The following is a 13225-nucleotide window of genomic DNA, read 5'->3' as shown; positions in this document are numbered from 1 at the left end:
TGACGTCTATAGTCGTCCTGCTTAGTGTGGTGAGGATAACTACTGGATCGGCGTTTGAGCTTAGAGGCCTTGGCTGAGGAGAATTGACATGCAACCACGCACCGCCGATTTGTCGCGTCGTAGGTTTCTACAGTGGTCGGCGCTGACCGGCGTTTCGTTGGCCGTTGCCCCGGCTGTCGCCGCCTGTGCGGGTCGGGGTGGAAACGCACCGCTGGGACAGTTGACGACGGCTAATGTCAGCAACCCGGTGACGCAAGACCTGCAGCAAATGACGCCGAAGTTGTTCACGGATGCAGAGGTGCGGTTCTCGGCGTTGCCGGAAACGCAGCTACGCGAGAAGGTCACCAAGGACATCGCTGCTGGAACGGGCGAATTCGACGTAATCGCCGTCGGCCCCTACGAGGCGTTGCAGTATGCGGAGGCCGGCTGGTTGGCCGATCTGAAGCCTCGGATGCAAGCCGATCCCGCCTACGACGCCGGCGATCTAATCCCCTCGGTGATGAGCACACTCTCCGATGATGCGGGCATTTACGCCGCACCGGTATACGCCGAGTCCGCTTTTCTGATGTACCGCACGGATGTCTTTGAGCGACAGGGGTTGCGCATGCCGGAGGAGCCGACTTGGCAGGAGGTTGCCTCCATGGCGCGACAACTGAACTCACCGGATATGGCCGGGATGTGTTTGCGGGGCCTAGCTGGCGAGAACCAGGTGCCGCTGATTGCAGTGATCTATGCCTTCGGCGGCAGAGTCTTCACTCCAGAGTGGGAGCCCACCTTCACTGAGCCCGAAACACGAGAAGCGATCAATTTCTACGTTGACCTGGCTCGGACGGTAGGGCAGCCCGGTATCACCAGCGCCGGATTTACGCAGTGCCTCGCGACGATGTCGCAAGGTAACGCGGCGATGTGGATGGACGCAACTGTTGCAGCGAATACCCTCGAAGACGCGGATCAGTCCAAGGTTGCCGGCAAGATAGGCTACGCCCCCGCGCCACATTTCCGGAGTCCCTTTGGTGGCTGGTATTGGTCGTGGGCTTTGGCTATTCCGAAAGCATCGAAAAATCAAGATGCTGCATGGGAATTCATCAAATGGGCGACGTCTCGCGAGTACATCCAACAGGTGGGCGACGAACTGGGGATGGAGCATACGCCGCCGGGAACCCGGCTGTCGACCTACGAGAACACCGCTTATCTTGACGCGGCGCCGTATGCAAGGACCACCTTGTCGCAGATCGAGCAGGTTGGTCCAGATGCGGTACTGAAGCCCAGCGCTCCGCCGGACCTGCCTGCGGCCTACTTCGCGTTCGCCCAGTGGGCAGACGTTTACACCCCATTCTCGCAGGAGATCGCGGCCGCCATTGCCGGCAGTCAGACAGCCGATGAGGCTGTCAACAAGATTCAGACGACGACTACCGACACGATGAGACGGATCGGCCTGTACAAGGGCTGACCGGAAACCAAAGGACGTCGCACACCATGACTTTAGACCTGAGTCCCCCGCCTGCGCCTCGCTTGGAACGGACATCGGCCTCTGCTAAGCGGCTGGCGGCGCGGGACGGAAGGTTTCCGCTCTCGCCGCTTGGCTGGATCGCACTGATCGCAATGGTCGTCACAACTCAAGTGCCCTTTGTGGTCACGCTCTGGTACAGCGTGCACGAATGGAACTTGATGACTCCAGGCGAGCGGAAGTTTGTGGGCCTGGACAACTTCCTCACCGTTCTGAAGCTGGACGGAGTAGGAACATCTCTGTGGAACACCGCACGCATGACAGTGGTGGCACTCCTTCTGTCCGTAACGGTCGGTTTGGTACTGGCGTTATTGCTCAACAGGAGATTTCGCGGTCGTGCCGTTGTGCGCACGATGATTTTCTCCGCCTTTTTGGTCCCTGCTTCTGCTGCGGCGTTGACCTGGAAGACAACCATGTTCGATCCGAGCTACGGCCTTGTCGGTTTCCTGCTCGGGACGAACATTGATTGGGTTGCTCAATACCCCATGGGGGTCATCGTCGTGGTGACCACATGGCAGTGGGCTCCCTTCGCGATGTTGATCATCTTTTCCGGACTCCAGAATCAAGATGAAAGTGCGAAGGAAGCCGCGATGACCGATGGCGCCGGCCCCTTCCGTGTGTTTTGGCACATCACACTGCCTCACCTACGGCCACACATCGAAGTGACTGCGTTGCTTGGAGCGCTTTTCATCTCGCAGTTGCTGGACCCGATCTTCCTCATCACCCAGGGTGGACCTGGAGATGCCACCACGACCGCCGCTTACAAACTGCACAGTCTCGCGTTCAAGTCGTTCGACATCGGCCTGGCGGCTGCGTTCGGCGTCATCGTGGTGATGATCACCATCGCCGTCACGCTCCTGCTGTTGCGGTTGGCGGTCAAGTCGATCCGAGAGGACCAGTGACCGTGGCCCTAAAAACCTCCAATGTCGAACGTGCAGGTGGAGCAGCGCTGACTGCGGTCACTTGGGTTCTCGGGATCCTGTTCTTCCTTCCTATCTTGTGGATAGGGATCACCAGTCTCAAGCCTGAGCGGCTCGCGGTCACAGATCCGCCAACCGTGATCTTCACGCCGACACTCGATAACTATCTGAATGTCGTTGAAGGGGTTCAGTTCTCGATTGCTTTTCAGAACTCCGTAATCGTCACAGTGAGCGCAACGGTCGTCTCCATGGTCCTGGCGTTTCCGATAGCCTACGCTCTGACCATTCGGCCGGTTCGTAAGTCCAAGGACATACTGTTCTTTGTAGTCTCAACCCGGATGCTGCCGGTTGCCGGCGTTATCGTCCCAATTTTCATGCTGGTGAAATCCCTGGACGCGCTCGATTCTCTGTGGACTCTGATCTGGCTGTACGGCGTCATGAATGTGCCTCTGGCGGTGTGGATGCTGCGGGCTTATCTCAACGACGTGCCCAAGGAGATCGTGGAGGCAGCGGCCGTGGATGGAGCTACCAATTTGCAAGTTGCCCTTCGCATTGTGCTTCCGATGGTCGTTCCGAGTTTGGCCGCTATTGGAACTTTGTGCGGTGTCTTCGCGTGGAGCGAGTTCTTCATCGGAGTGAGCCTCACAAGCTATGACGCCGCAACGCTGCCGGTGTATCTGACCAGTTTCTTGTCTGACCGAGGGCTCTACTGGGGACAACTCTCTGCGGTGGTGGTGATTGCGACACTTCCCATCCTGATTCCCGGCTTGTTCATTCAAAAGCCCTTGATGAAGGGCTTTTCCAAGAGTGACGCCAAGTAACGGCGCACATCTACTACGAAGGAGAGATGCCGTGCTGGCAGCGGTACTGCGTGCCCCCAATGATATGTCGGTGGAAGAGATCCCAACTCCCGAACCTGGACCTGGAGAGGTGCTTCTCAAGGTCGAGGCGGTCACACTATGCGGCTCGGATGTTCGCATCTATCTGGGGCAGAAGACCGGGGGCGTGCGATGGCCGGCTGTCATCGGCCACGAGTTCGCAGGATCCGTTGCACAGGCCGGCGAGGGCGTATTTCTGGCGGAAGATACGAAAGTCTCTGTCATCCCGTGGCTGCCCTGCGGCCGTTGTGCCGAATGCCTGCGTAGCCGCTTCAACCTATGTGCCAATCTGAAGGTCATGGGGTATGGAATAGCCGGGGGATTGGCCGAGTACGCACTGATTCCGGCTGCCGCGGTGCAGGCAGGCCGGCTAGTTCCGGCCCCTTCCGGAGTGAGTTCGGCAGAGTTGGCCATGGCAGAACCGCTGGCGTGCGCTGTTCACGGACATCGCCGGTCCGATATCCGGATCGGCCAGAGCGTTTTGGTGCTTGGGGGTGGTCCAATTGGTCTGTTTCACGTGCAGCTGGCGCGTCTGGCAGGCGCTACCACAATCATCATGAGCGAACCCTCCGCTGTCCGTCGTGACTTCGCTGCCAGGATAGGCGCCACCCGCGTTGTGGATCCGACCGCGGAGACTTTGAAAGATGTGGTATTCGAGGAAACCGACGGTAATGGGGCCGACCACACGATTGTGTGCATCGGCTACGGCGATTTGGTGAACGAGGCAATCCACTGCACACGCAAGGGCGGGGGTCGCCTGAATCTCTTTGCCGGCTTTGGTGGCGACGGCAAGGCCGGCGTTGATCTCAACGCGATTCACTACGGCGAGATAGATGTCCTCGGCAATGTGGGCGGCACAGTTGCTGACTATCGCTTGGCGTTGGAGTTGATCACGAGTAAGCGCGTCGCCGCTGCCGACATGATTACCGATCGGTTCCCATTGTCTGATACCGACCGCGCGTTTCAACGTGCGATTGGCGGTGAAGCGCTGAAGGTCGCGGTGCTGCCGAATGGCGGCATGTGACCTCGGCCGGCTGCCCCAGGCCGAGCTGCCGGATGCAGCGCAGCCATGGCGTGGTCCTGCTGCTTCAGCCCAAGCCTCATCGCGTCTTGACCGCTGGGGTGCTGGCAGGATACCGCGAAAGCAGCACCCTCGGGCGGTCGACACGCACAGACTCTGTGGTGCTGACCGTGGCCGCGACGCGCGGGTGCGGTTCACCCGCGTAAAGAAAGATGTTCCGTCGACAAAGCTTTCGCCCTCGCGGCTTGGGCAAGCGGTAAGTGCAGTTTGCCGATGAGAGGTTGACCTTAGTCGAATGTGCAGTGCGCCAGGCGAACCGCCGTTTCCGGACTCAACGCAGAGTTGTGAATACTTCCAGAATGTGTTGATGGCGGCGCTCACGCAAGGTCGCCGTCCGGAGAACGGCTGCAGGCTCAGCCCCCACATCATCGCGGCTGTGTGTGCTGTTGCCGATGACCACCCGGATGCATCGGTCGAGCAGATCGCTGCTGCCTACGACGCGTTTCGCAGAGAGCGCGGAGTCAGATGGGCAGAGCGAAGCGCACGTCAGGATGCCGACCAGCTCCCTCTTGAGGATAAAAGCCGATTAGACGCCAGTGGCCCTGACACCCCTGCGCAGTGCGCACGAAGCGGCCGGCGGAAGTCGCCCCCGTTGCGGTCTGTCTGGCCCCGACGCGGTTAGCGGGCTCTGCGGTTCCGGAAGCCAATTCACTACGGGCCGGACGAACTGCGCGGTTATAGCGTCTGAACTCGGAGGGCATTGCCCCTGACCGGAAGGCGCACGCCGTCGGAGCCCAGGGACTTACGGGTGCCCGGAGCGTGCCCGCGTAATTGAGGAAAGCTGGTCGCATGGCGAGAGCATCAAGTGATTCACGTCCTCATCGGGCCGAGCAGCGGCGGTCGTGGGTGTTACCGCCGTCGACTGATGGTTCTCACATGTGGCCTTGGCATCCGAATGCGCCGGCGACCGCGACCGCCGCGGCGGGGGCCTGCTTCACCGAACCCGTGGGTGTGTTGGCGCCAATGGCGTGTCCTGTGGGAGAGGTCGGCCACTTGATGCGGTGCACCTGGCCGATTGGGGATTCGGAGCTCCGACTAGACGTATGGGGTGTCAGCGGACGCGTCGGGCTCCGTTTCATCTTGCACTACTGGCGTTTCGTCGCGGCGTTGATGTCAACCGGCTCGCCGCTTCGGGTGAACCGGGTGCTCTAGCGGGAGGACTCGGTTGGTCAAGTCGAAGACACACGGCACCACGCAATTGGGCCGCCTGCCTACCCAGGGCTCCGCGTCCCTTGCGACGCGCGACGGACCCACCGCATCCGGTGGTCACGACCGGCTGTTGAGTTGATTCATGAGCCTGCTGGCACGGTTGGTCAGCACTCGAAGCTCCTCGTCACTCGGGTTCCCTTTGGGCGCCAAGTTACCGCCGATTCCCACCGCGGAGGCGCCTTCTGATAGCCACTGGTCTGCGTTCTCCACACTGATGCCGCCGGTGGCGAGGAATCGCATTGCGGGAAAAGGCCCCCGTAGCGCTTTGAGATACTCGATGCCGAAAGCCCCGGCCGGAAAGAGCTTCACCAGGTCACACCCGGATCTGGACGCGGCGTGTATCTCGGTGGGTGTGGAAACGCCAGGCACATAGAGAATTTCGTCGTTGTCAAACTGGGCCCAGAGATTGAGATCCAGGTGGGGACTGACGAGGAAGGATGCCCCGGCCGCAATCGCGCGGCGCCCTTGTTCCTCAGTGAGAATCGTGCCCGCGCCGACCTGGACGCTCGCAGGCTCAGCGTCCCTGATCGTCCGTATTGCATCGAAGGCTGTTTCGCTCTGTACGGTCACTTCGATGGCGGTGATACCGCCCGCGGAAAGGGCTTTGGCGATGGCGGGCGTCGAAGTGTGGTCGAGGGTGCGAAGGATAGCCATGACACGGCTGTTCAAGACGGCCTCTGTTGCAATCATTCGTGGGGTTCGCATGGAGGTCACCGGTTCACCAAGCGACTGTCGACCACGGGTGCACCGCTGAACGGAGTCGTCATCCACGTGTCACCAGGGAAAGTGAGTTTGTCTGCGCATGCCCAGGATGAACGTTCAGCCATCACGTCCCAGCTCTCGCCCTGGAGCGCTGCGGCCAGGAACGCGGCGGCCGCGGCGTCGCCACTGCCGATGGGATCGACAGGATTTGCTGAGTGGACGCCGCTGGTGACGAATTCACCGTCTGCGCACACGGTTGTCTGCACCGCGATACCTCCTGATGGACTGAGTGTGGACGTTCGTACGACGACGGCTCGCAATTCGAACTCGCGGCAGGCGTGGATCATCAGATCCCTGCCTTCCTTCCGAGTCTTGGTGAGGTGCTGTAGATCCTGGGGCGAAGCGAATAGCACGTCCGTCGCCGAGAGCACATTCAGGTAGTGCGTGTGTGCTTCTGTCCAGGACCATAACTGCTCCCGGTGGTTGAGATCGAAGCTTGTGGGAATCGACTTCTCATGCGCGTACTTGAACGCGGTTACTGTTTCCTGCCTGGCAGAAGAGCCAAGAGCCAAAGTGATACCAGTGGAGTGGAACCATTTAGCGCCACTGAGCAACGCCGGCCAGTCGAACACAAGACGGGACGATGAGGCGAGGGCGCTGTTGGCACGGTCGTAGGTGATCGTGGCCGATCGAGGGGGAGAACCCAGCTCTGCGAAGTACAGAGGAGTCCGGGTGTCGCGCAGTGACTTCGAGGCGACTTGTACCCCGAAACGCTGGGCGTGTTCGATAATCCGCAGAGCCATGGGGTCGGCGCCGACATACGTAACCCAACGAGCGCGGTGGCCGAGCTGGCTGAGCGCCGTCAGGACGTTCAATTCGCTGCCGCCGACGTCGACTTGCAATTCCTGCGTATCTCGAAGAGTACGGCGACCGCTGGTCAATCGAATCAGCGCCTCGCCGAGTGCAACGACGCATTGCTCGGCCTTTGGGTCATCGGAAACGGCAACCAGCCTACGGATCACGAAGCCTCCCCACTAGATTCCGGAATAGGCGCAGCGCACTTCTGGTAGTAGCGAGGTGAGCGTAGCCGTCGTCAGGATAAGACGTCTATGAATGATTGTTGACGTTACTGTACATATGTGAAAGGGTCTTTGCATGTCGCAGGAGGAACTCCAGATCGATCGCAACGCGATTGAACCCATCTACGTTCAAATCGCCACGCAGTTCCGCGCCCGTATTAAGTCCCGCCTGTGGCCGGCCGGCTATCGCCTTCGCGCCGAGGATGAACTGGCATCGGACCTCGGGGTCGCTCGCGGCACATTGCGGCGCGCGGTCCAGGATCTGGTCGACGAGGGACTTCTCGTCCAAGTTCAGGGCCGCGGAACCTTCGTCACTGGAGAGTCGGGAGCGCGGCCATCCGTGCCGGTCACCAAGGCTGGGTCGTCGAGCGGCGCTCAGCTCTTGCAAGAGGGGGTTGATCTCACCACCACGCTGCTGGCCAAACGGGTGGACATTGCTCCGCCCAAAGGCTCATTCCCGGGAGGCGAGGTCCTCAGCTTGCGGCGCCTACGTTCGCTGGCTGAAGGGCCGGACGCAGTTCTGGAATCTCAGCTTCTTCTTGCTGCCGCCCCTGGGATCAACGACCTTTCAGTGGACGAACTGGAATCGGGCCCCTTCTACGAGCTGCTGGAGAGCAAGTTCAATCTCACCTTCACGTCAGCGGAGCGCTTCTACGTGGCTGCAGCAGCCGAGGCCGAGATTGCTCAACTGCTCGCCGTGCCGGTCGGTTTCCCCATACTCGAGTTCAAGCAGTACAACTTCGCCGAGGGACATGGCTGCGTCGAGTACTCGCATATCTGGCTGCGGACGGACCGTCATCCTCACGCCATCACCCTCTAAGAATAAGGAAGGAAGACTATGTTCGGGTCCAGTCTTCGGGCAGCTCAACTTCTCAATCCACGTACCTCCAAGAGTGTGATCGTGGCATTCGATCACGGCTCCAATGGATTGGTTCCGGGCGGTGAGGATCCGAAAGCTATGCTCTCCGCGCTCGCCGGCTCGGGTGCTGACGGTGTACTCCTCGGCCCGGGCCTGGCCCGGCACGCCGCGAAAGCCCTGTCATTCCCGGGGGCTCCGCGCATGGTGGTCGCGCTCGATGCACCCTTTTTCGGCGCGGGCCCGGCCACGACCGAGACTCTCAGTGGGCAACGTCGTGTACTGAGTGCAGATGCCGCGGTACGGCTCGGCGCTACAGCCGGCAAAGTGCTCCTTCCCATCGGTATCGGTGACCGTTCCGGGTATGCCGACTCGCTTGCGGTCATCGCTGTCGCGGCAGAGGAGTGCCAAGAAGTGGGATTGCCCCTGATGGTGGAGCCTGCGTTCTGGGGCGCTCACGCGGATATGACTGACGAGATGATCGCACACAGTGCCCGGGTCGCAGTGGAATTTGGAGCATCGCTGCTGAAGATCCCCGCCCCGAAGGATCCAGTCGTGCTACGCCAGATCGTCTCACGCAGCCCTGTGCCGGTATTCGTCTTGGGAGGCGATCCTGCAGACGCAGAGAAGCTCGCAGACGACCTCATTTCTTGGATGGAGACTGGTGTCGCCGGTGTAGTGGTCGGCCGAAACGTCTGGAATCGCCCCGACCCGTCCGCTGCAGTTCGCGGACTCGCCGCCGCTGTCCACGACAGTGATCGCGACAAGTGCACCCGCCTACTGTCAACGGCCGCCGCATAGCTTGATTCAGGCTCGGTGTCACACAGAATGGATGTCCGATGACACAACGAGCAACTCTCGGTGTGGACATCGGCAGCTCCAGTACCAAAGCCGCGCTGGTCTCTGTCACCGGACACGTCCTCGCTGTCGCTGAACGACGGCATCAGCTCTTGCCTACTGCACCGGGTTTCGTCGACCACGACTGGCGGCAGTGGTGGAGTGAGTTCAAGGCCGTTACACAGGAGCTACTTCACGCTGAAAGCGTGTCCTTGCAAGGGGTTTGCGTCAGCGGTCTCGGGCCCTGCCTGCTTCCAGCTGATCATGCCGGTGTCCCACTGAGAAAGGCTATCTCCTACGGAATTGACACGCGCGCAACACAGCAGATCAACGGTTTGTATGGCAAGTATGACCGCGCCCGCATCGAAGGTCCGTCAGGTCACCCCCTCACCTCACAGTCAGTGGGGCCCAAGATGCTCTGGCTACGCGATCACGAGCCCGAGTGTTGGGAGCAGACTCGGACCTTCTTCACATCGGGTGGATTTGTTGTGCACCGACTCACGGGCGCCTACGTCATGGACCATACAACCGCGAGCATGTACGACCCGTTCTATGACCTAGAACGTCACAGCTGGGATACTGACTGGGCGCGAGAACTGGTCCCCGCGTTGACGTTTCCCACGCTGGCGTGGCCCGACGACGTTGTGGGCACGGTCAGCCCTCAGGCCAGTGATGACACGGGTATTCCTGTTGGAACGCCTGTTGCTGCCGGAACCATGGATTTCTGGGCCGAGAACATCGGCTGTGGTGCAGAGCAGCCGGGCGACTGCATGCTCGCCTATGGCACCACGATGTCGATCAGTGCCGTGACATCAACATCAGTGAGCAGCCCGAGCCTCTGGTCGGCGCCGGGCTCCGCCCCAGACCGCAACCATGTCGGTGGCGCTACGTCCACCGCCGGTGCGCTGACAGACTGGGTTCGTGACCTCACAGGAGCATCCGACTACGCCACCTTGCTCAGTGAGGCTGAACGGGTTCCCCCTGGCTCCCGTGGGCTCATCGTCTTGCCCTACTTCTCTGGTGAGCGGTCGCCCATCCACGATCCCGACGCCCGGGGGGTGATGTGCGGGTTGACGCTTGCACACGGTCGGGCTGACATCTATCGAGCCGTGCTCGAGTCGATCGCCATGTCGACACGTCACGTCTTGGAAGTGCTGGCGCACAGTGGGGTTCGAGTGGAACGATTGGTCGCCGTGGGCGGCGGCACGAGGGGCCGGCTGTGGACCCAGATCGTTTCAGATGTACTCGGCGCCCCACAGCAGATGCCTGTTGTCACGCTTGGCGCAGCGTACGGGGACGCTCTGGTCGCGGCTCGCGCAGTGGGGCTGGCACGTGACGGAGAGTGGGGCCGAACGGGACACGTCGTGGAGCCGGTCCCTGCGCACGCTGAGATCTACGACCCGATGTATGCACTCTATCGTCGCCTCGATACATCGACCCGCGACATCTCCCATGAACTGCACGCCACGTTCTAGGAGATGGGCGGCATCTCGCGAGAGCGGCTCCCAGCCAGTGTTTACGTAAAACAGCTCATTTCGTTCAACAATTGTCTCGAGGAGATCCCCTTGTCCCGAACCTTCAGCCAGATCTTCGTCGATGGTGCATGGTGCTTGCCATCACGGACGGAGGTAATCGAGGTTGTCAATCCGACCACCGAAGAGGTGGTTGCGACTGTGCCGTCCTGCGTCAGCGCAGATGCGAACAGGGCAGTACGTGCGGCGCGCAGTGCTTTCGACTCGTGGGCAGCCACCGCGCCCAAGGAACGAGCTGAATTACTGCAGAGGGTTGCCGATCACCTCCTCGGTCGGAAGCGCGAGATCGCCAACCTCGTCACAGAAGAGCTGGGGATGCCGCTGCAGCAAAGCCTCGACATCCAAGCGTCAATGCCAATCGCCAATGCACAGTTCTATGCGGAACTAGCGGGCTCGTATTCGTTCGAGCAAGAGACGGTGGCGAATTCGCGCATCTTCCGTGAGCCCATCGGTGTGGTTGCCTGCATCACGCCCTGGAACTATCCGCTTCACCAGGTAGTCATCAAGGTGGCGGCGGCGCTAGCCGCCGGCTGCACCGTGGTGCTCAAACCCAGCGAATTGGCGCCATCGACTGCCTTTGTGCTTGCGGAGACGATCAGCGATGCGGGCCTTCCGCCGGGTGTGTTCAATCTGATCTCGGGTTACGGTCCTACCGCGGGAGAACCTCTGGTGACCCACCCGGACGTCGACATGGTCTCGTTCACGGGGTCCACCAGAGCAGGTAAGCGCATCGCTGAACTGGCTGTGAAGCAGATCAAGAAGGTATCGCTCGAGCTCGGCGGAAAGTCGCCCAACCTGATTCTGCGCGGTGCTGATCTGGAACGTGCTGTGCGCGACGGTCTTGCCAAGTGCTTCTCGAATTCGGGCCAAGGGTGTACGGCACTGGCGCGGATGATTGTGCCACGCGAGTCGTTGGCCGAGGTGGAGCAGGTCGTTGCGCGCGTTCTGCCAGAGTTCACAGTGGGAGATCCAATGGCGCCCGAGACTGCTCTCGGGCCGCTGGTGAGTGCGAATCAGAAGGAACGCGTTCTAGGGTACATCGACGGTGCTCTGAAAGAAGGTGCCCGGCTGGTAGCCACGGCACCCGAGCCGCCACAACGCGGGTTCTTTGTCGCTCCTACGGTGCTCAGTGATGTCACTTCTGACATGACGGTCGCCCGTGAAGAGGTATTCGGGCCAGTCCTGGCGATTCTGACCTACGAAGACGAGGCGGAAGGTGTCCGAATGGCCAATGACACCGATTACGGTCTGGCAGCGGGCGTTTGGGCTGCCACCTCTGAGGCAGCCATCGATGTGGCGCGCCGGATACGAGCAGGGCAGGTTGAGGTCAACGGTGGTGCCTGGAACGGTCGGGCACCGTTCGGTGGCTTCAAACAGTCGGGACTCGGTCGCGAGGGCGGTCAATGGGGATTCGAGGAGTTCCTCGAACTGAAGGCGATTCAGCAGTGAGCTCTGAAACGACGCTTCCCGGTCCAGGCCTGTCTACCCACGCCGTCGACATGCCGCGCTCTGGGATCAGACAGATCATGGATCTGGCGTGGGCGACGGGGCCCGACGTCATCGGACTTCATGTCGGTGAACCCAGCTTCGACACGCCGTCCCATGTCATCGACGCCACCCGCAAGGCGTTGGCTGACGGAGCTACTCGTTATGTACCCAACGCAGGACTTCCTGAGCTGCGTTCGGCGATCACGAGGAAGCTGAACAGTCTCAACGGCATACCCGCGTCCTTCGACGATGTCGTGGTGACCGCCGGGGGTATGGAGGCGCTGCTGAACGCCTTCATTGCGGTTCTGTCTCCAGGCGACGAAGTCCTGCTCCCGGACCCTGGCTGGCCGAACTACGCCATGTTGACCCAATTGCTGGGTGTCAAGCCCAGTTTCTACCAATTGTCCCCAGAGAACGGCTTTCTGCCCGACGTTGACCAGATTGCTGCACGGATCGGTCCGCGCACGAGAGCGATCGTCATCAACACGCCCTCGAACCCGCTTGGCACCGTGCTCGATTCCGAGACTCTACGACAGTTACTCGGGTTGGCTCGTGATCATGATCTGTGGATCATATCTGACGAGTGCTACGACGCCATCACGTTCGAGCCGGACCACATATCACCCGCGTCGCTCGACCCCGGAGCACGGGTTCTGTCTTGCTTCACATTCTCGAAGACCTACTCGATGACCGGATTCCGAGTCGGGTACGTCGCGTCGCCTCCAGGTGATGGTTCGACACTGGCCAAACTGCAGGAGCCGCTTGTAGCGTGTGTCAACGCAGCGGCGCAATGGGGAGCGCTGGCGGCCCTCGAAGGGCCGCAAGAGCAACTGACAGCCAACGCGCGGGTTTATCAACGGCGTCGTGACCATGTATGCAATTTCCTCGACGAACTCGGCGTTGCCTACGTGCGCCCACAGGGCGCGTTCTATCTCTGGATTGACGTATCCCACCTGTGTAGCGATGTGGCGAGCTTCTGCGCCGACGCTGTGACCAATCGCAAGGTTGCGGTGGCTCCTGGAAGTACTTTCGGCCGCTGCGGTGAGGGTTATGTGCGGATCTCGCTGTCCGCCTCCGACGCCGACTTGCTCGAAGGTCTGCGCCGCCTTCTAACCGTCTAGACATACATAAGCGTA

The 13225-nt window shown here is 60.8% G+C and carries 11 protein-coding genes; 9 read left to right on the top strand and 2 right to left on the bottom strand.

All coding sequences use genetic code 11. The features are described 5' to 3' along the window. The first annotated feature begins 88 nt into the window (after nt 1-88). Genes NL241_RS32795 through NL241_RS32780 form a run of 4 tightly spaced genes read left to right on the top strand, consistent with a single transcriptional unit; the run spans nt 89 to nt 4329 of the window. On the top strand, nt 89-1450 hold the full coding sequence (locus tag NL241_RS32795; RefSeq protein WP_494396191.1) for an ABC transporter substrate-binding protein: 1362 nt from the start codon (nt 89-91) through the stop codon (nt 1448-1450). 26 nt (nt 1451-1476) lie between these two features. After that, nucleotides 1477-2409: a carbohydrate ABC transporter permease gene (locus NL241_RS32790; protein ID WP_494396190.1), complete on the top strand. Its 933-nt coding sequence runs from the start codon at nt 1477-1479 to the stop codon at nt 2407-2409. Then, nucleotides 2406-3248: a carbohydrate ABC transporter permease gene (locus NL241_RS32785; protein WP_494396189.1), complete on the top strand. Its 843-nt coding sequence runs from the start codon at nt 2406-2408 to the stop codon at nt 3246-3248. The genes NL241_RS32790 and NL241_RS32785 overlap by 4 nt, the downstream gene beginning before the upstream one ends. Before the next feature lie 31 nt (nt 3249-3279). Next, nucleotides 3280-4329, top strand: coding sequence for a zinc-binding dehydrogenase (locus NL241_RS32780; protein ID WP_494396188.1), 1050 nt, complete (start codon nt 3280-3282; stop codon nt 4327-4329). A gap of 1323 nt (nt 4330-5652) precedes the next feature. Here NL241_RS32780 and NL241_RS32775 read toward each other — a convergent pair. After that, on the bottom strand, nt 5653-6285 hold the full coding sequence (locus NL241_RS32775) for a bifunctional 4-hydroxy-2-oxoglutarate aldolase/2-dehydro-3-deoxy-phosphogluconate aldolase (RefSeq protein WP_494398437.1): 633 nt from the start codon (nt 6283-6285) through the stop codon (nt 5653-5655). Between the two features lie 20 nt (nt 6286-6305). Next, a complete protein-coding gene (locus tag NL241_RS32770; RefSeq protein WP_494396187.1) occupies nt 6306-7319 on the bottom strand; it encodes a sugar kinase in 1014 nt (337 codons plus the stop codon). Nucleotides 7320-7452: 133 nt separating this feature from the next. Here NL241_RS32770 and NL241_RS32765 point away from each other — a divergent pair, with 133 nt between their 5' ends. The 5 genes from NL241_RS32765 (at nt 7453) to NL241_RS32745 (ending at nt 13210) form a co-directional block, all read left to right on the top strand. Further along, a complete protein-coding gene (locus tag NL241_RS32765) occupies nt 7453-8196 on the top strand; it encodes a GntR family transcriptional regulator (protein ID WP_494396186.1) in 744 nt (247 codons plus the stop codon). Nucleotides 8197-8271: 75 nt separating this feature from the next. Next, on the top strand, nt 8272-9033 hold the full coding sequence (locus tag NL241_RS32760; protein ID WP_494396185.1) for a class I fructose-bisphosphate aldolase: 762 nt from the start codon (nt 8272-8274) through the stop codon (nt 9031-9033). 38 nt (nt 9034-9071) lie between these two features. Next, on the top strand, nt 9072-10544 hold the full coding sequence (locus NL241_RS32755) for an FGGY-family carbohydrate kinase (protein ID WP_494396184.1): 1473 nt from the start codon (nt 9072-9074) through the stop codon (nt 10542-10544). A 3-nt stretch (nt 10545-10547) separates the two neighbouring features. Then, nucleotides 10548-12050: an aldehyde dehydrogenase family protein gene (locus NL241_RS32750; RefSeq protein ID WP_494396183.1), complete on the top strand. Its 1503-nt coding sequence runs from the start codon at nt 10548-10550 to the stop codon at nt 12048-12050. 77 nt (nt 12051-12127) lie between these two features. Beyond that, nucleotides 12128-13210: a pyridoxal phosphate-dependent aminotransferase gene (locus NL241_RS32745; protein WP_494396182.1), complete on the top strand. Its 1083-nt coding sequence runs from the start codon at nt 12128-12130 to the stop codon at nt 13208-13210. The last annotated feature ends 15 nt before the right edge of the window (nt 13211-13225 follow it).

The organism is Mycolicibacterium sp. SMGY-1XX (assembly GCF_059132455.1).
This window is presented reverse-complemented; position numbering and strand designations above follow the sequence as displayed.